Here is a 17736-nt window from a genome sequence, read left to right on the forward strand (position 1 = left end):
AATGTATTTCTGATCTTATGGTACACGTGCATTAATAGGCTGATACATTATTAAATTTTTATAATGAATTCATCCATTCGCAAATAGGATCGTACAAGGTATCGATGTTGCCTGCCCCTATTGTAAGGATAATATCAAATTCTTTTTCTTTTATTTTTCCGAAAGCATCCTGCAATGAGGATACTTCCTTTTCATCTAATGTTACTTTTTCCGACAACCAGTCCGATGTAATCCCGTGATAGTTTTCCTGCAGTTCTCTTGCAGGATAAATATCCAGCAGCATCAGTTCATCAGCCTGGCTTAAACTTTCTGCAAACCCATCTGCAAAATCTTTTGTTCTGCTGAACAGGTGTGGCTGGAAAATTACCAATAATTTCTTTTCAGGATAAAAAGTTCTGATCGAACTCATCACGGCATTGATTTCCGTTGGGTGATGAGCGTAATCGTCGATATATATTTTACCGTTTTTATAACTGTGCTTTGTATATCTCCTTTTAATTCCTTTAAAGCTGGCGATTGCTTTTTTTAATATTTCAAAATCTACTCCCAAACGGTGAAGAATTGCCAATGCCACCGTAGCATTTTCCACATTATGGATCCCGGGAATTTCCCAGATGAAATTGGGTACGGTTTCTGTAGGCGTGTGGAAATCAAAATAGATATGGTCATTCTCCATTCTGAGATGATCAGAATAATAATCAGCTTTTTCATTCACCGCATACGTAAGATGAGGCCTTCCGATCTCAATTCCTTTTCTTACAAAAAGCTTCTGATCATCAGGGACTAATGCCGCAAACTGCCTGAAACCTTCTTCAATGGTATTTCTATCACCATAAATATCAAGGTGGTCTGCATCTGTGGAAGTAATCACAGCCCAGTCCGGCGAAAGATTCAGGAAGCTTCTGTCATACTCGTCTGCCTCTACTACAGCATATTTTGCACCGTTGTATAAGAAATTTGATTTGAAATTTTCAGAAATACCTCCAAGAAAGCACGAAAAGGGTAGATCAGCTTCTTTACACAGGTGAGCCACTAGGGTAGAAGTAGTTGTTTTTCCGTGGGTTCCTGCAATGGCAATACAGTCTGTATTTTCTGTAATCAGACCTAAAACTTTTGCGCGTTTTAATACTTTAAACTGGTTTTCAGTGAAGTAATCAAGAAGTCCAAGTTTTTTAATTGCAGGAGTATAAATTACCAGTGTATTTTCTTTTTGAAGGGAAGTGACTTTTTCATCAATGATATCTTCAAAAACAATATCAATTCCTTCGTCCATTAAAATCTGCGTAAGCTTGGTATTAGTTTTATCATAACCTGATACTTTTTTGCCCGAAGCATGGAAATAACGTGCCAAAGCGCTCATACCGATGCCTCCGATACCAACAAAATAAAAATTCTGATATGTTTCTAAAAATTTCATTATTTATTTAAAAAATTTAAAGATTAAATAATTAAAAATTAATTCAAACCTTTTATTGTATTACTTTAAAAATCTCATCTACAATCTCCTTTGCTGCATTGGGCTTTGCAAAATAGTTTAGATTGTGTGACATTTCTTTTCTTATATTTTCATTTTCGCAGATCTCTGAAAGGGTATTCCAGAATTTTTCCTTCATTTCAGAGTCTTTCACCATTCTGGCTGCATTTTTTTCAACCAGATTCATGGCATTTTTGGTTTGATGATCTTCTGCTGCAAAAGGAAAAGGAACCAGCAAAACAGGTTTTTGTGCTACTGCCAGCTCTGAAATGGCAATCGCACCTGCTCTTGAAACAATAACGTCTGCTGCAGAATAGGCTGTTTCCATGTCTTTAATGAATTCTTTTAACCGGACAGAGCCCGGAAGCTGCAGTTCGGAAGATAGTTCATTATAATCAAGCTTTCCGGTTTGCCAGATCAATTGGTACCCTTTTTCTCTAAGGTTCTCAAGATTATCTTTCCAGCCGTTATTTAAGGTTCTGGAACCTAAAGATCCTCCAACGGAAAGAATAGTCAGCTTTTCTTTGTCCAGCCCCATTTTTTCTCTTGCCTGAACAGTATCCTGCATTCCTGAAATGATCGTTGACCGGATCGGATTGCCCAGGAATTTTATTTTATCAGCCGGGAAGCCTTCCACTTCAGGATAAGCCGTGAAGACCGCTTTCGCTTTTTTACTTAAAATTTTATTAGTGACTCCTGCATGCGCATTCTGTTCCTGAATAAAAATAGGAATTCCCAATCTGCTGGCTTCATATAATGCCGGACCGCTTGCAAAACCGCCGGTGCCTACAGCGAAATCGGGAGCAAAATTTTTAATAATTCTTTTTGATCTGGATAAGCTTTTCAGAATTTTAAAAGGAAGGCTTAGATTGGAAAGCATTTTTCCTCTGTTGATTCCTGCAATATCTATCCCTTCAATAGGATAACCGGCCTGGGGAACTTTTTCCATTTCCATTTTCCCGTTGGCTCCGATGAACAAAAATTCGGTATCCGGAAATCTTTTCCTGATCTCGTCAGCAATAGCAATAGCAGGGAAGATATGTCCTCCTGTTCCGCCACCGCTCAGTACTACTTTTAGTTTTTTGTTCATGATATCAATTTAAGCGGTAGGTTGATTTTCAATCAAATCAATAAATTCTACATCGACCGAAATTTCATTTTTCCCGTCGATATGTTTTTCCGAGATCTCTTTCACGGTATACATAGCATCGTTGAGCTCTATAACTTCACTGATTTCCAATCTAAAAGTTTCAAGAAAATTGGTGATATTTTCGCTCGTGTCAATAATCACTGGATTCTCTGAGTTTTTGCTATCGGTAAAAGTAATTTTTCTTATTTCCATTTTGTTTTTTTTAAGCGATATCGTTGATTTCTGCCACACTCTGTTTTTTACCCATGCCTTCTTCATCATAAATCTGGATTCTTGAGCTGATATTTAAAATAATTCCCAGCTGCAGATAGGTTACGAGCATAGAGGTCCCTCCATAACTGATCAACGGCAACGGCTGTCCCGTAACAGGGATCAGATTAACAGCAACGGCAATATTGACTGAAAGCTGTATAAAAATCATTACCCCAAGGCTCAGCACGAGCAATGATCCGAAAAATGCCGGCATTTTACTGGCGATCATCACAATACGGATCATCATAATCAAATATAAACTGACTAAAAAAGCGGCTCCGATTAATCCATATTCTTCAACAATCACGGCAAAAATAAAATCCGAGGCGGATTGCGGAAGCATCTGCTTTAAAGCACTTTTTCCAGGCCCCATTCCTGTAATTCCTCCGTGAACAATGGCTGCTTTTGCCTGCATAACCTGGTAGTTTTTGGCTTTTATGCTTTCATCGTCCACGTCGGCTGTCTTGGCTTTGCTTGAAGTGAACGTTTCAATACGGCTCATCCAGGTATGAACACGGTTTCCGCCGATTAAATTGGTGTTCAGCGCGATGATTAAAAACAGAACAATTGCTATAAATGATGCCGAAATAAAACCGACAATATATTTCCAGTGCAGCTGTCCTACAACCAAGACAATAACCGAAACCAGTAGAATCATCAAGGCTGTTGACCCGTTATCTTTGGCAACCAATACAAAAACCAGTAAGATCGGCCCGAAAATGTACATAATATTCTCAATAGGAAGCCTTTCCCGGGTGATTTTTTTGGTCAGATAACGGCACAGGTAAATGATCAGCATTAAAAAGGCAAATGAAGAGGGCTGAAATGAAATCGGTGTTCCCGGGATTTTCAGCCATCTGGAGGCACTGGCCCCATCAATGGTCTGTCCGGTAAACATCGTGATGATGAGAAGAATGATCATTAAACCAAGCATTATGCTGCTGAGCTTGCCGATGTATTCGTATTTTACCATTCCGACGATCCTCATGATGGCCAGTCCTAAAACGACAAAGAACATATGCTTGATTACGTGACCTGTTGTGGTCCCGTTGTTCACGATATATTCCAGATTCGAACTTGCAGAATATACAGGGAAAATAGAGAAAATGGAGATCACGAGAATGACCATCCAAAGCACTTTATCGCCCTTCAGGAATTCAAATCTGTTTTCTGTGTCTTGTTCGTTCATAATATTGTATTCATGTAAATTGTACTTTTTACAACTGACATTTTACATTTCATTTATTTTTAATATTTGCTCCTTAAACTGGCGGCCTCTGTCTTCATAACTTTTGAATAAATCAAAACTGGCACAGCAGGGGGAAAGCAAAACCGTATCTCCTTTTTTAGCGAGAGACTTTGAAATCTTTACCGCTTCTTCCATGCTTGAGGTATCGTATATAAATTCTTTTTTATCTTTAAAGAAATCTATAATTTTCTGGTTATCGATTCCCAGACAGACAATAGCTTTTACTTTTCTTTTGACCAGCTCTTCAATCTCGGTATAGTCATTTCCTTTATCTACTCCTCCAACGATCCACACGGTTGGCGTTTTCATACTTTCTAATGCATAGTAGGTTGCATTGACATTGGTTGCCTTACTGTCATTGATATATTTAATTCCTTCCGTTTCAGTAACAAGCTCTAACCTGTGTTCCACAGCCTGAAAGGTCATTAAAGAATTCCGGATGCTTTCATTGTTGATTTCAAGGATTTTACCGGCGATTGAAGCGGCTAAACTATTGGCTACATTATGTTTACCCAGAAGAGACAGCTCATCTACTTTCATTGAAAATTCATCTTTTAGCCGTACCACTATTTTATCTTCAGCGGTAAATCCTCCTTCAGACAATTTTTCTCTTGTTGAAAAAGGAATCATTTTCGCTTTTATTTCCAGTTTTTCCAGCAGGTTTTTGCTCATCTCATCATCTTTGTTGTAGATGAAAAAATTATCATTTTCCTGATTTTCTGTAATTCTGAATTTTGCTAAGGCATATTCTTCATAGTTGTAGTTGTACTGATCCAGATGGTCCTGGGACAGGTTCAGCAGTAAAGAAATATATGGCCTGAAATTCTGGATATCATCCAATTGGAAAGAGCTTACTTCCAGAACATAATATTCAAATTTTTCATCGGCTACCTGCCTGGCAAAGCTATAGCCGATATTCCCGCCCAATCCCACATTCAATCCGTCATTTTTCAGAATATGATAGATCAGGGATGTTGTTGTTGTTTTTCCGTTGCTTCCGGTAATTGCAATGATTTTAGCGTCGGTAAACTCCGAAGCGAATTCAATTTCAGATGAAAGACGGATGCCTTTATCCTGAATTTTTTGGATAATATCTGCTTTTTTAGGAATTCCCGGGCTTTTTACGATCCAGTCGGCATTTAAGATCTTTTCTTCATCGTGATTCCCTTCTTCAAACTCGATATTATGATCTGTAAGAAACTGTTTGTAGTTATCCTTAATAGTTCCCTGGTCTGAAAGAAAAACTTCCAGGCCTTGTTTTTTAGCCAAATAAGCAGCTCCGCAACCACTTTCTCCTCCTCCTAAAACAACTATTTTCATACTTTTTTGCTTTATGCTGTAGGCTATAAGCTTTAAGCCTGATGCTTATTGCTTATTGCATACTGCCGGTTTATCTCATCTTTAATGTTATCAGGCATACAATGGCCAGCATAACACCTATGATAATCATTCTGTTAACAATTTTGCTCTCATGAAATCCTTCCTTCTGATAATGATGATGTAAAGGGGACATCTTGAACAGCCTGTTGTTCTGAGCATATTCCAGCCCGAATTTCCTTTTTCTGTATTTAAATACAATAACCTGAAGCATTACAGAGACATTCTCTATCAGGAAGATCCCGCACAACACCGGAATCATTAATTCTTTTCTAAGGATAATTGCTAAAACAGCGATCACTCCTCCCAGCATTAAACTTCCTGTATCTCCCATAAATACCTGGGCAGGATAGGTATTGTACCAGAAAAACCCGATCACAGCCCCTACCATCGCGACAACAAAAATGGTAGTTTCTCCCATATTCGGGAGGAACATGATATTCAGGTAGTCCGCAAAAATAATATTTCCGGAAAGATAGGCGAATAAACCTAAGGTCAATAGAATTACCGTACTTGTCCCAGCTGCGAGGCCGTCAATACCATCCGTAATATTCGCTCCGTTTGATACTGCTGTCACGATAAAAATGACAATCGGGATAAATACTATCCAGGCCCATTCATGAGCATCTTTATTATTCATCCAGAATAAAATTCCGCTGTAGTCAAACTCATTGTTTTTGGCAAAGGGAACTGTGGAAACCGTAATTTTCTCGGTAGGCATAAAATTTTGCTCCACATTATTTCTGTTAACTACCTTGGCGTCTGAATATTTTCTTTTTACGGTGATATCAGGATGAAAATACATAATAACGCCTACAATAAGCCCTAAGCCGACCTGTCCTACAATTTTGAATTTTCCGCTTAATCCGTCTTTATTTTTCTTTATCTTTTTAAGATAGTCATCAAGGAAGCCGATGGCCCCCATCCAAATCATTGAAACCAGTAAGAGGACAATATAAACATTGGTGATCTTAGTAAACAATAAAACAGGAATAAGAGTGGCTACGATAATGATAAAACCTCCCATGGTAGGGGTTCCTTCTTTTTGCTTTTGCCCATCCAGCCCAAGATCCCGAACCATTTCACCCATTTGCTTTGTTCTCAGGAAACTGATGATCCTTTTTCCGTAGGCAAGAGCAATAATAAGCGAGAAAAGTACAGCCATCCCGGCACGGAAAGAGATATATCTCAACAATCCCAATCCTGGAATATGAATGCCGTGGGCGGTTAAGTATTCGTATAGATAGTATAACATTTTCTGTAATTTTGGTTCTTAAAGATTAGATAACTCAAGAAAAACGTATTTTCTATTATTACAAACTGAATCTATTTTATTTCCTTTTTCATAACTCGGATACATCATTCCAACATCATTGTAAAGCTTCAAAATCTCTATTTTATATTTTTCTTCTCTATTCTGCAGGTATTTTTCACACAAACAAACTGCAACTCTTTTCTTTGCATTCGATTTTGAAAAATCTAAAAATCCTGGTTGTGGATTTTCAACTTCATAAGATTCTTCACAATCTATGATTTTATATTCTTTTTCAGAATCATTATTTAAAACATAAAACATTAATATGCTTAATCCTGTAATAAGTAGAATTATAAGAGAAATTTTTAATGCTTTTATTTTCATTCTAATTTATTTACTCATTAATTTCCAAAGCTCATTAATGACTTCTTTATCATCAAAATGATGTTTTACTCCATTGATTTCCTGGTAATTTTCATGGCCTTTTCCGGCAACGAGGATGATATCTTTAGGCTCAGCAAATTTTATGGCCATTTTTATCGCTTCTCTTCTGTCTGGAATTGAAGTGTATTTGCTGAAATGTTGCGGCTCAACACCGGCTTCAATTTCCTTTATGATCACAGCCGGATTTTCTGTCCTCGGATTATCTGAGGTGATAATACTCAGAGTCGATTTTTTGGTAGCAATATTTCCCATTTCCGGTCTTTTTGCATGATCCCTGTCGCCTCCGCAGCCGAAAACGGTAATTAATCTTTCGTTTTTGGTCCGGATGTCATTAATGCTGTCCAGGACATTTTCCAACGCATCAGGAGTGTGTGCATAATCTACGATAAAGAAAATCCCCCCGTCTGATTTGAAGGTTTCAAACCTTCCGGAAACTCTTTTTAGTGTACTGATCGCCTGAAGAACGATGCCCTGCTCAAAACCAAGTTCAGCAGCAATTCCAAATACCAACAATAAATTATAAACATTGAATTTTCCTGTCAGGGTTGTCCAGAATTCTTTTCCGTTAAAGTTCAACAGCATGCCGTTAAAATCAGCTTCTAAAAGTTTTCCGTGGTAATCTGCCATTGTTTTTGATGCATAGGACTTTTTTACAGCCTTTGTATTCTGCAGCATAACATTACCATTCTTATCATCAATGTTGGTAAGGGCAACGGCATTTTCATCCAATCCGTCAAAAAACCTTTTCTTGGTTTTCAAATACTCGTCAAACGTTTTATGGTAATCCAGATGATCATGGGTGAGGTTTGTAAAACCAGCTATTTTGAAATGAAGGCCTTCAATCCTGTTCTGGGCGATTCCATGAGAGCTTACTTCCATGAAAGCAAAATCACAACCTTCTTCAACAGCCTGGGCTAAAATTTTATTTATGGTAATAACATCGGGTGTTGTGTGGGTTGCGGGAATTATTTTTTCTCCGATCCTGATTTCCACGGTGGACAATAAAACAGAATCATATCCTAAATTTTTAAAAACATCGAAAAGCAGGGTCGAAACCGATGTTTTCCCATTGGTTCCCGTAACTCCGATCAGGTTCAGTTTTTCTGAAGGGTTTCCATAGAAATTGGAAGCCAGCTGACCTAACGTTTTTGAAGAATCTTTTACTTTAACATAGGTGACATTTTCATCCAGATTTTCCGGAAGCTCTTCACAAATAATGGTTCCGGCCCCTTTTTCAACAGATGAGGTAATAAATGAGTGGCCATCTGCAGCCGTTCCTCTTATTGCTATGTAAAGAGAATTTTCAGTAACCTTTCTGCTGTCAAAAACCAATTCTGAAACCTCACGGGTATCGTTACCGTGAATTTCTACAACTGGAATTCTTTTTAATAAATCTGTTAATACCATTTTATATGGATGGGATTTTTCCCTTTTCAATTTTATTTTTTTGACAGGTTTCTATTCTGTCTTTATTCATTTTAATTTTGCAGAGATAAATAAATCCTCTGATTTTTGCTGATGGTGGTGCCTTCCAAGGGAAACTGTTCCGTAATTCTTCCTACTCCTTTAAAATCAACCCGGTAGCCTAAATTTTCCAACTGTGGAATAACATTTTTTCCAATTAATCCGACCACGCTTGGCATCTGCTTATTATTCACCGCTATCTTTACATTAGGCTCAACCATTTTGCTTAGGTTTACCTTTCTTTCAACGAGCATTTCCTTTTCAATATTCTGAGGAGTTTTGAGGAATGTTTTTCCTGCAATCTCTTTGAATACAGGTGCAGAGACACTTCCTCCGTAGAACCCTTTTGCTGTATTAGGCTCACTGATCATGACATAGCAGGTATATTTCGGTTTATCGGCCGGATAAAAACCTGCGAATGAGGCGCGGTACTTCATAGGGCCCGGAAGCCAGTATTCAAACCTTGCGGTTCCTGTTTTTCCTGCCATTTTAAGGTTTGGGGTGAAGATGCTTTTCCCGGTTCCTTTTTCTACGGCTTTTGTCAGGGCACTGGTCATCATTTTTATGGCTTTTTCAGAAGCCATTTTATTGACCATCACTTCAGGCTTGGCGCTGTACGTCAGCTTTCCGTCCTTCATGATTTTGTCAATAAATAGAGGTTTCAGCATTTTACCGCCATTAGCAACTCCGTTGTAAAAAGTGGTTAACTGTAATAGATTGATGTTGGATGAATATCCGTACGCAATTGATGCTAACGTTGCGGCATTCCATCGTTTATTTTCGGGTGTTACGATTTTTGGCTTTGTAATCCCCGGAAGCTCGATGTCCATTTTGTCGAATAATTTCCAGCGTTTCAGGTGGTCAAGGAAAATCTGAGGCTTTTCTGCGTAATATTTCGTAATCAGTTTCGCAGTGCCTACATTGCTGGATTTCGCCAGTACATCACTGATGTCATAAATTCCGTGACCGTGACCGTCAGAAATCCTTTGCTTGGCATAGACCCAGACACCGTTCCCTACATCTACCGTTGTATTTTCGTCAATAAAACCGTCATCCATTGCAGCGAGTAGTGAAATGGTTTTAAAAGTGGAACCGGGTTCAATATTATCTTTTAAAGCATAGTTATAAGAATCAACAAACTCTCCTTCTTCATTCTGCCTTAAATTTACCAGGGCGCGCACTTTACCGGTTGCCACCTCCATAACAATCACAGTTCCGTGCTTCGCTTCGAAATTGATCAGCTGTTTTTCCAGAGCTGAATGGGCAATGTCCTGTATTCTAAGGTCTAAGGTAGTGTAAACATCATCTCCGTCAATAGGTTCTTTTACTTTCCAGAAATCAATCGGCTTCCACTGGGATGAATTGATTCTCTGCTCTAATCTTTTCCCGTCGGTCCCTCTCAAGTATTTTGAAAAAGCACCTTCAAGCCCCGAGCTGTATTCGCCGTTGTCCATACCGATGGTTCCTGCTCCGATTTCCGAGGTAGCAAGTTCTCTTTTGTAATTCCGGTCTACGATGAAACCCCCTTTGTTTTTTCCTCTTTTGAAAATCGGGAATTTTCTGATCCTGTCATACTGGTCAAAGTCAAGGCCTTTTACAAGAGTGTAATATTGATTCTTCTTTTTTCTCTGCTCGTCAAATTTCTTTCTGAATTCAGCTCTTGGCTTCCCGAACATATTGCTGAGAGAGTCTGTCAGTGCTCCGATATTGTTGGTGTAAACCGAATCCTTCATGGTTTTGAAATCAAGATAGATGTCATAACGCATCACCGTAGTGGCGAGAATAGAGCCATCTGAAGCAAACAAATTTCCACGGGCCGCTTTCAAGGTCGCTTCCCGGTAATTTTTATTGATGTAATCGTCTTTGATTTCCTGAACATTGGTATTCTGGAGGATAACGATCCTGGCCAGGAACATGACAAATACGCACAAAGCCACCACTGTAAAGAGGTAGCCCCATTTTAGCGTTTTCTTACGCTTGTTATCATATTCACTTTGCTTTTGCATCGCTACTGTCCATTTTAATTAGCAGTTTATGAGGATGGTTTTCCAGGGTCATTAAAGAGTCCCGGGCCACCTCTTTTCCCAGTTGGGATTCCATTTTTACTTTGATCAGCTTACTCTGTGCGTAAGCATTTCTCGATTTATATTCTTCCGTTTCTTCTTTTAATGCGTTAACGATTTTTATTTTTTTATTAACCAGATGATTGCTGTAAATCATAGCCATCATCAGGACAAACAGTAATAAAAAGTACCTGTAATGTATTTTGACCTCATCACGGTTCAGGAAATTCCCTTTTACAATATCTATAAAAGTTAGTTTCTTCTGAGGGCGGTATGTTGTTCTTTTGGCCAATTTATGTCTATTAGATAATGGATTAATGATAATTGAAAGTAAAACCAATTATCATTTATTATTAATCATTTTATATTTTTATTCCCGTTCTCATTTTTGCGCTTCTGGCTCTTGAGTTCTCCTCAATTTCCTTGTCATCAGGAATAATCGCCTTGCTTTTTACCAGCTCAAATGCTTTTTTATAATTCCCGTATATATCTCTTTCCGGTTCGCCCTCAAACATTCCGTTTTTCAAAAATCTTTTGACAAGCCTGTCTTCAAGTGAATGGTAAGAAATCACTACCAGCCTTCCTTCCGGTTTTAAAATGTTATATGCCTGAACCAGCATTTCTTTCAAAACTTCAAGCTCCTGATTGACTTCAATTCTTATAGCCTGAAACAGTTGAGCATAAAATTTATTAACCTTGTGAGGCGGAAGATAATTGAAGAGCTTTTTCAGATCTTCTGTGGTATTGATATTTTTTGTTTTTCTGTGGTAAACAATATCTCTTGCCAGTTTTCTTGCTTCTCTCAGTTCTCCGTAATAGTAAAAGATGTCAGCAAGCTGTTCTTCATCATAATCATTAATTACTCTTTTTGCATCCAGGCTCTGCATGACATTCATTCTCATATCCAGAGGTGCATTGCTTCTTGTGGAAAAGCCTCTCTCTGCTTCGTCAAACTGGTGGGAAGATACCCCTAAGTCTGCCAGAATACCGTCTACCTGGGAAATGCCGTGCATCAGTAAAGAATTCTCCAGAAATCTGAAGTTCTGGTTGATCAATGTAAATCTCGGATCGTCAATTGTATTTGTAAGGGCATCCAGGTCCTGGTCAAAACTGAACAGTCTTCCTTTTTCTGAAAGCCTGCTTAAAATTTCCCTCGAGTGTCCGCCGCCGCCGAAGGTGCAGTCCACATATGTTCCGTCCGGATTCGTTACCAAATCATCAACACTCTGTCTTAGCAAAACGGGGTTATGGTACATGTTACGTTGTGTTTTTTCTTTATTTATATTCAGCGTTGCTATTCTTCATCAAATGAGCCCATAACTTCTTCAGCAAGGCCCGCAAAATCATCTTCATTGGTACTGATCACATTTTCATACGCTGCTTTATCCCAGATTTCAAACAATTCTCCTGCGCTGGTTATCACAATATCTTTCTGAAGATTTGCGAAATAGGTCAGATCCTTCGAAATCTGCAGTCTTCCTGCACTGTCCAGTTCTGCCGTTTTTACCCCTGCCGTAAACATTCTGATGAAATCAGCGTTTTTTTTAATGAATCTATTCAGCTTGTTTATCTTGCCCATCACCTTTTCCCATGCATGCATAGGGTACACCTCCAGGCAAGGCTGGAACACGGATCTTTTAACTACAAACGCCTTGTCATCGAAGTCTTCCATCTGTTTGATCAGAGAAGAAGGAACTTTTAAACGGCCTTTATCGTCAATTTTACACTCATATGTTCCAATGAAATTCTTCATTTGGAACAAATTTATATAATAATTTCTAAAAGTTCCCACTTTTTCCCACTTTTTCCCTTAATGTTAATAAGTTTTATTAAAAGTTTAATTTCAATAGGGTAATAAATTGACCAATTGATTGTTAGAGGTGCTATTATTCAGCCCATAATAAATAAGTTTAGAAAAAAAACAGGAAAAAAGAGTTTGGTATGTTATTTTTATTTTAAATTAGGATTATCAAAATATTTTTGAGGTTTAATTTGTATTTTTGCAAGGCTTTATTAAGGCATTATATGATATTTAGTACGAAAAAAGAGAAGAAATATACCTTTATTGAGGCGGGAGAAGGACATCCATTGGTGCTGCTGCATGGTTTAATGGGTGGCTTGAGTAATTTCGACAAGATGGTGGATTTTTTTTCAAGCAGAGGATTCAAAGTATATGTTCCCCAGCTTCCAATCTACGATTTGCCGGTACTCAATACAAATTTAACAACGATTGCCAAATATATTATTAAGTTTTTGGAAAGCCACATTGAGGGTCCTGCTACCATAGTAGGTAATTCAATGGGAGGCCATGTGGGACTTATTTTAACCCTGGCAAGACCGGACCTTGTTAAGAATCTTGTCCTTACAGGAAGCTCCGGGCTGTATGAAAGAACTTTTGGTGACAGTTTTCCCCGAAAGAATGACCGTTCTTACATCAGGAAAAAAACAGAAGATGTTTTTTATGATCCTGCAGTGGCTACTGAAGATCTTGTGGATGAAGTGTTCAGTGTGGTCAATGACAGAATGAAGGGGATAAAAACCGTCATGCTGGCGAGAAGTGCTATTAAACATAACATGTTGCATGATCTGCCTAAAATTCTGACTCCAACCTGTCTGATATGGGGTAAGCAGGATAATGTGACACCTCCTGAAGTCGCGGAAGATATGCATAAATTCATTCCGAACTCTGAACTGTTCTGGATTGATAAATGCGGGCATGCGGCGATGATGGAAAAGCCGGACGAATTCAATGAGATTCTGTACAGCTGGCTCAAGGATAAAGTTTAAATAAATTAATATACATAACCATTAAGAGTTTCTTAATGGTTTATTTTTCTAAAAATATTTCAAAAAAATGATCATCAAAACAGCAACGTTTGTCAAAAGCAGCGGAAAATGGCAGGAATGTCCCGAACCGACCCTTCCCGAATATGCTTTTATCGGAAGATCTAATGTTGGGAAATCTTCATTAATCAACGCTATTATGAATCATAAGGACCTGGCCAAAACGTCAGGAACTCCCGGGAAAACACAGCTTATCAATCATTTTTTAGTCAATGAAAACTGGTACCTCACCGATTTGCCGGGATACGGATATGCCAAGGTTTCCAAATCCATCAGAAGAGATTTTGAGAAGCTGATCACCAATTATATCCTTAACCGGAAAAACCTGGTGAACCTATTCGTTCTTGTTGATTCAAGACATAAGCCTCAAACAATTGATCTGGAATTTATCCAGTGGTGCGGGGAAAGCGGAGTGCCGTTTTCCATTGTATTCACCAAAGCAGATAAACTGAAGCCTAATGTTGTCATCACCAATGTAGAAGACTATAAAAAAGAACTGCACAAGACCTGGGAAGACCTTCCGGAATTATATGTCACTTCTGCTGAAAAGAAAACCGGTGGGGAAGAAATCCTGAATTTTATTCAGAGAACAAACGAATTTTTAATCAATAACAGTGTAAGTTTCGATGAATAAGATTGTTTGGAAGATTAAATCTTTTGATGAATTTACCGTTCCTGAATTATATGCAGTTTTAAAAGCCAGAATAGATGTTTTCGTGATCGAGCAGAACTGTCCTTATCCGGATCTCGACAACTATGACCAGCAGGCTATTCATCTCTGGGCAGAAGAGGATGGGGAAGTAATGGCATACTGCCGGATTTTTGATAAAGGAATCAAATACGCTGATGCTTCTATAGGAAGGGTACTAACCACGGAGAAAGCCCGGGGAAAAAGCCTTGGAAAACTTTTGATACAATATGCGGTAGAAACCATTGAAAACCGGTTCCATACTTCTGAAATCAGGATTTCCGCACAGGATTATTTATTGAAGTTTTACGGAGGTTTCGGATTTGAAGATACCGGAAAGAAATACCTCGAAGATGACATTCCTCACACGGAAATGTTCAGAAAATAAAGAAAAGCGAAGATATTCATTCTTCGCTTTTTTGATGGTTATATAGAAATGTGTTTTTATTTTCCTGAAATCGCTTTTAGAATAATCGGCTCAAGATTGGATGGCAGGTCGGCAGATTTGATCTGATAGTGCTTGATCTTCATTTCTTTAAACCAGTTTTCCCAGTATTCTTTGATAACGGCTTCTTCGAAAGGATTCCCTTTTTCAGGGTTGATACCGAGAACAATGACTTCCAGGTTGTCTAAATCATCATTAGCTTTAATAAAACCTAAACCTTTATCCTGAATTTTTGTTTTAAAATCGGAAGAATTAAGTCTTAATGATTTTATTAATTCTGGCGTAAGATATGAAGTCATTTTGCCTTCAGAAAACTTGGAATCTTTGTGATAAATGTAGCCATCTGTTAAGATGAAAAGGAGGTTTCGGTAATTCTCTTTGATACAATAATCTTTTACCTGATTCTTGAAAAATCCCCAGATATCTGAGCCAACATATTGCTTATCTTTTATAGCAGACTGATAGATTTGTAAAGGTAAGGAGGAATATTTTTTATCAACCAGATTAATATTATCTTTTGTCGTGGTTTTATCGAAAAAGACCTTCAATTCTTTTGTGAGTTCATTCATCTTCGGATCGGAAGGTTCCGGGTTGAAAAAAACCTGCATCTGGTCATTGAGCTGAATTACTCTTTTTGTTTTGATGTGATCTAAAAATCCTTTATTTATTGATTTAATATATTCTACATCACGCTGGAAATATTCCATAGTTGGATTGGCATTTTTTTCGGGATCAATCCTATCCGAGAGATCAATCAGAATACTTACATTTAAATTTTTCAAATTAGTGGTGTTGGCAGGAGCCGAGATTCCCTGAATCTGTTCTTTAGGTTTTCCACACTGAATGAAAAGTGCAGAAAAGATTAAAAAATAAATTATTTTTTTCATATCAGTTTTTTATAGAATAGACATATAAACGGTATTCTGACTATCTGCACTGGCACCAACTTTCTTGAGATTAGCATGGTACCTTTCCATACATTCTTCAATTAATTTCTGAGAATGGATTCTTTCATTAATATTGGTGATCCAGCCCTGCATATACTCTGATGCATACAGTCTATAGTCTTTTGTAGGAATAATAGTACCGTCAATGATATTCTGAAGTTCTTCAATTCTGCCTTTTGCTTTCGCAACCATTTCCTTAATACTTCCAATACCTGTTCGGGTTTCGTCTCTTTGTTTTTCATGATCTTTGATTTTTTCCTCATAAATTAAAATATCTTTCTGCCTTTTTGTTTGTTCATGTTTAATCTTATCTTTTTCTTTATGCTCTTTCATCACAAAATCGAAAACGAGACCCCAGATAATGTACACAATAAATCCTGCGAAGATAATTCCCCAAAACTGATTTTTTGTAAAGGCTATTGAAAGGTCAAAGGGAGAAGAGCTGAAGGTTTTGTTCAATTCATATAGTTTTGATTCAATTTCATATGCCAAAATCGCATCAAAAGCAAATGTTATAATGAAGAGCAAGGCAACTTTGGAGTAATTGACAAAATTTTTATTCTCGCCAAACATATGAATCAGATATCCCAATCCTAAAAAAACAAATGGGATTAATGTGACAAAAGCTCCTTCCAGCGCTCCTTCATCCCAGGCTTTATTAAAAGCCTGTGCATCCAAAACATTCTGAATGATATTTCCGTTTGTATCAAAACTTTTAAAGAAAGCTGAATAAGAGGTAGAAATATAAAAAGTAAAAAGATACAAAGTGATTGGAATTAAAATAATTAAACCGATCCAAAATTTTGTAGAGGCACCTTTGGTCGCTTTAACATTATAAATTTCAGGATTTCTGGGAAGATCATTTATTTCTAATTTTATTTTTTCAATTTTATCCTGGATAGCCTCAATATTCTCCCCAATATTTTTTAATTGTTCTTCTTTGTTATCTAAAGAAACGGTCAATCCTTTAATTTCAGTTTCCTTATTTTTTTGCTCATTAAGATAAGGTTCTTTTAATTTTTTCTGCTTTTCCACAAATTCTTTTTCTTCATTTTGAAATCTGGAATAAATGGCATCAAGACAAATGGATAAAGCGGTATGGTTTCCGTTGTTTCTGGTGCTGTCTCTGTAGCCATTTTCATGATAGCTTCTCTTCCTGCTTTCTTCACTCGATTCAGAATTGGGTTCGATATCAAACCTTACAGTGTCATCTTTCGGATCATCAATGGGCACAGGCTTTAATTGAAAAAGGTTTTTAATATTGGTTTTTATAGTGTTCATGGTTAATCAATTTTTAAATCATTAAGAATGTCAGTTTTTGTTTTTCCCTGTTTTACAGCTTCAATAAAATAATCTGCAATATCTTTCACATTTTCCTCTACAAAACCAAACATTGCAATGTATTTTTTCAATGCGGTATATTCGTTTTCAGAAACAACTCCGTCTGCCCAGATCATTACCGTGAGGTCAAACAGATATTCTACTTTTTCTTCAATTGTCTCGGGAACTAATAATTTTGAATTGATAGGATTCAAAAGAATTTCATCCAGCTTTTTTTGCGGGATTCCTCTTTCTTCTGCTGATTTATAAAGCATTTTAAGTTCCAAAGGGCTGAAGTCATCATCACAGATTGCCATTTGGTATAATCTTAAGAAATGAGCTTTAAGGTTTTCAGGTATTTGTATTGTTTCCATGTTATTTTATTTGATTATTCTGTCTCTTGTTTTAGGAATTTCCTGATGTTTAACATCAATGATTTCGGGTTCTTCTGCTTTCTTTTTCGGGATCAGGGTATAGAAATAATATAAGAACAAAAGCCCGACAATAATATCTATGATTAACCAAAATGGCTTTAAATAAAGATAAATCGGAATAACCGGATTAAATATTACAAAAATGAGTAAGAACGTAATAAGCCAAAAACTCCTGCTTCTGAATTCATTAACAATGATTATCAATGCCATAAACGAAACTAAGATTCTGAGAAATGTGTAGTATCCGTAAGGCAGTTCAAAAATGCTGATGAAACAGAGAAGTGCGGCGATTATGATGAAGTATTTCATGGTTAAGTTTTTATCAGGCTT

The 17736-nt window shown here is 37.3% G+C and carries 19 protein-coding genes; 3 read left to right on the forward strand and 16 right to left on the reverse strand.

All coding sequences use genetic code 11. The annotated features are described in order from the left end of the window. Positions 1 to 58: 58 nt before the first annotated feature. The 12 genes from murC to mraZ all read right to left on the reverse strand — a co-directional run bounded on the left by murC (position 59) and on the right by mraZ (position 12481). Positions 59 to 1417 (reverse strand): UDP-N-acetylmuramate--L-alanine ligase, encoded by a 1359-nt coding sequence (gene murC / locus MKJ01_RS03980; RefSeq protein ID WP_241611796.1) that lies wholly within the window; start codon positions 1415 to 1417, stop codon positions 59 to 61. Between the two features lie 52 nt (positions 1418 to 1469). After that, a complete protein-coding gene (murG, locus tag MKJ01_RS03985; protein ID WP_241611795.1) occupies positions 1470 to 2564 on the reverse strand; it encodes an undecaprenyldiphospho-muramoylpentapeptide beta-N-acetylglucosaminyltransferase in 1095 nt (364 codons plus the stop codon). Between the two features lie 9 nt (positions 2565 to 2573). Beyond that, complete coding sequence (locus MKJ01_RS03990; protein ID WP_241611794.1) at positions 2574 to 2816, reverse strand: hypothetical protein; 243 nt, start codon at positions 2814 to 2816, stop codon at positions 2574 to 2576. A gap of 10 nt (positions 2817 to 2826) precedes the next feature. Continuing rightward, positions 2827 to 4065, reverse strand: coding sequence for an FtsW/RodA/SpoVE family cell cycle protein (locus MKJ01_RS03995; RefSeq protein WP_241611793.1), 1239 nt, complete (start codon positions 4063 to 4065; stop codon positions 2827 to 2829). A 42-nt stretch (positions 4066 to 4107) separates the two neighbouring features. After that, entirely contained in the window at positions 4108 to 5445 is a 1338-nt protein-coding gene (murD, locus tag MKJ01_RS04000) for a UDP-N-acetylmuramoyl-L-alanine--D-glutamate ligase (RefSeq protein ID WP_241611791.1), read from the reverse strand. Positions 5446 to 5515: 70 nt separating this feature from the next. Then, positions 5516 to 6757 (reverse strand): phospho-N-acetylmuramoyl-pentapeptide-transferase, encoded by a 1242-nt coding sequence (gene mraY / locus MKJ01_RS04005; RefSeq protein ID WP_241611790.1) that lies wholly within the window; start codon positions 6755 to 6757, stop codon positions 5516 to 5518. Between the two features lie 18 nt (positions 6758 to 6775). Next, on the reverse strand, positions 6776 to 7141 hold the full coding sequence (locus MKJ01_RS04010) for a hypothetical protein (RefSeq protein WP_241611789.1): 366 nt from the start codon (positions 7139 to 7141) through the stop codon (positions 6776 to 6778). Between the two features lie 6 nt (positions 7142 to 7147). Beyond that, positions 7148 to 8608, reverse strand: a complete 1461-nt coding sequence (locus MKJ01_RS04015) for a UDP-N-acetylmuramoyl-L-alanyl-D-glutamate--2,6-diaminopimelate ligase (RefSeq protein WP_241632498.1) — start codon at positions 8606 to 8608, stop codon at positions 7148 to 7150. A 71-nt stretch (positions 8609 to 8679) separates the two neighbouring features. Further along, entirely contained in the window at positions 8680 to 10671 is a 1992-nt protein-coding gene (locus tag MKJ01_RS04020; protein ID WP_241611787.1) for a penicillin-binding transpeptidase domain-containing protein, read from the reverse strand. Next, positions 10655 to 11020 (reverse strand): FtsL-like putative cell division protein, encoded by a 366-nt coding sequence (locus MKJ01_RS04025; RefSeq protein ID WP_241611786.1) that lies wholly within the window; start codon positions 11018 to 11020, stop codon positions 10655 to 10657. Before MKJ01_RS04025 ends, MKJ01_RS04020 begins: the two co-directional genes overlap by 17 nt. Before the next feature lie 70 nt (positions 11021 to 11090). After that, on the reverse strand, positions 11091 to 11984 hold the full coding sequence (gene rsmH, locus MKJ01_RS04030; RefSeq protein WP_241611785.1) for a 16S rRNA (cytosine(1402)-N(4))-methyltransferase RsmH: 894 nt from the start codon (positions 11982 to 11984) through the stop codon (positions 11091 to 11093). 38 nt (positions 11985 to 12022) lie between these two features. Continuing rightward, a complete protein-coding gene (gene mraZ, locus MKJ01_RS04035) occupies positions 12023 to 12481 on the reverse strand; it encodes a division/cell wall cluster transcriptional repressor MraZ (RefSeq protein WP_241611784.1) in 459 nt (152 codons plus the stop codon). Positions 12482 to 12753: 272 nt separating this feature from the next. Between mraZ and MKJ01_RS04040 the strand changes: the two genes are divergently transcribed. The 3 genes from MKJ01_RS04040 to MKJ01_RS04050 all read left to right on the forward strand — a co-directional run bounded on the left by MKJ01_RS04040 (position 12754) and on the right by MKJ01_RS04050 (position 14648). Continuing rightward, entirely contained in the window at positions 12754 to 13515 is a 762-nt protein-coding gene (locus MKJ01_RS04040; RefSeq protein WP_241611783.1) for an alpha/beta fold hydrolase, read from the forward strand. Between the two features lie 67 nt (positions 13516 to 13582). Beyond that, a complete protein-coding gene (gene yihA, locus MKJ01_RS04045) occupies positions 13583 to 14206 on the forward strand; it encodes a ribosome biogenesis GTP-binding protein YihA/YsxC (RefSeq protein ID WP_241611781.1) in 624 nt (207 codons plus the stop codon). Continuing rightward, positions 14199 to 14648 (forward strand): GNAT family N-acetyltransferase, encoded by a 450-nt coding sequence (locus tag MKJ01_RS04050; RefSeq protein WP_241611779.1) that lies wholly within the window; start codon positions 14199 to 14201, stop codon positions 14646 to 14648. Before yihA ends, MKJ01_RS04050 begins: the two co-directional genes overlap by 8 nt. A gap of 56 nt (positions 14649 to 14704) precedes the next feature. Here MKJ01_RS04050 and MKJ01_RS04055 read toward each other — a convergent pair whose 3' ends face one another. From MKJ01_RS04055 to MKJ01_RS04070, 4 genes are read right to left on the reverse strand one after another with little or no spacing between them, the layout of a single operon-like run. Beyond that, positions 14705 to 15592 (reverse strand): hypothetical protein, encoded by an 888-nt coding sequence (locus tag MKJ01_RS04055; RefSeq protein WP_241611777.1) that lies wholly within the window; start codon positions 15590 to 15592, stop codon positions 14705 to 14707. Between the two features lie 9 nt (positions 15593 to 15601). Beyond that, on the reverse strand, positions 15602 to 16933 hold the full coding sequence (locus MKJ01_RS04060) for a hypothetical protein (protein WP_241611775.1): 1332 nt from the start codon (positions 16931 to 16933) through the stop codon (positions 15602 to 15604). 2 nt (positions 16934 to 16935) lie between these two features. Next, positions 16936 to 17346, reverse strand: a complete 411-nt coding sequence (locus MKJ01_RS04065) for a hypothetical protein (RefSeq protein WP_241611773.1) — start codon at positions 17344 to 17346, stop codon at positions 16936 to 16938. A 6-nt stretch (positions 17347 to 17352) separates the two neighbouring features. Further along, positions 17353 to 17715, reverse strand: a complete 363-nt coding sequence (locus MKJ01_RS04070; RefSeq protein ID WP_241611772.1) for a DUF6804 family protein — start codon at positions 17713 to 17715, stop codon at positions 17353 to 17355. Positions 17716 to 17736 lie beyond the last annotated feature (21 nt).

The organism is Chryseobacterium sp. SSA4.19, assembly GCF_022601875.1.
In the GTDB taxonomy this organism is placed as follows: Bacteria; Bacteroidota; Bacteroidia; order Flavobacteriales; family Weeksellaceae; genus Chryseobacterium.

Bases quoted from the DNA above. Each gene is read 5' to 3' on its own strand.
- murC (WP_241611796.1), bottom strand. From the start codon at position 1,417: ATGAAATTTTTAGAAACATATCAGAATTTTTATTTTGTTGGTATCGGA.
- murG (WP_241611795.1), bottom strand. From the start codon at position 2,564: ATGAACAAAAAACTAAAAGTAGTACTGAGCGGTGGCGGAACAGGAGGA.
- MKJ01_RS03990 (WP_241611794.1), bottom strand. From the start codon at position 2,816: ATGGAAATAAGAAAAATTACTTTTACCGATAGCAAAAACTCAGAGAAT.
- MKJ01_RS03995 (WP_241611793.1), bottom strand. From the start codon at position 4,065: ATGAACGAACAAGACACAGAAAACAGATTTGAATTCCTGAAGGGCGAT.
- murD (WP_241611791.1), bottom strand. From the start codon at position 5,445: ATGAAAATAGTTGTTTTAGGAGGAGGAGAAAGTGGTTGCGGAGCTGCT.
- mraY (WP_241611790.1), bottom strand. From the start codon at position 6,757: ATGTTATACTATCTATACGAATACTTAACCGCCCACGGCATTCATATT.
- MKJ01_RS04010 (WP_241611789.1), bottom strand. From the start codon at position 7,141: ATGAAAATAAAAGCATTAAAAATTTCTCTTATAATTCTACTTATTACA.
- MKJ01_RS04015 (WP_241632498.1), bottom strand. From the start codon at position 8,608: ATGGTATTAACAGATTTATTAAAAAGAATTCCAGTTGTAGAAATTCAC.
- MKJ01_RS04020 (WP_241611787.1), bottom strand. From the start codon at position 10,671: ATGCAAAAGCAAAGTGAATATGATAACAAGCGTAAGAAAACGCTAAAA.
- rsmH (WP_241611785.1), bottom strand. From the start codon at position 11,984: ATGTACCATAACCCCGTTTTGCTAAGACAGAGTGTTGATGATTTGGTA.
- mraZ (WP_241611784.1), bottom strand. From the start codon at position 12,481: ATGAAGAATTTCATTGGAACATATGAGTGTAAAATTGACGATAAAGGC.
- MKJ01_RS04040 (WP_241611783.1), top strand. From the start codon at position 12,754: ATGATATTTAGTACGAAAAAAGAGAAGAAATATACCTTTATTGAGGCG.
- yihA (WP_241611781.1), top strand. From the start codon at position 13,583: ATGATCATCAAAACAGCAACGTTTGTCAAAAGCAGCGGAAAATGGCAG.
- MKJ01_RS04050 (WP_241611779.1), top strand. From the start codon at position 14,199: ATGAATAAGATTGTTTGGAAGATTAAATCTTTTGATGAATTTACCGTT.
- MKJ01_RS04055 (WP_241611777.1), bottom strand. From the start codon at position 15,592: ATGAAAAAAATAATTTATTTTTTAATCTTTTCTGCACTTTTCATTCAG.
- MKJ01_RS04060 (WP_241611775.1), bottom strand. From the start codon at position 16,933: ATGAACACTATAAAAACCAATATTAAAAACCTTTTTCAATTAAAGCCT.
- MKJ01_RS04065 (WP_241611773.1), bottom strand. From the start codon at position 17,346: ATGGAAACAATACAAATACCTGAAAACCTTAAAGCTCATTTCTTAAGA.
- MKJ01_RS04070 (WP_241611772.1), bottom strand. From the start codon at position 17,715: ATGAAATACTTCATCATAATCGCCGCACTTCTCTGTTTCATCAGCATT.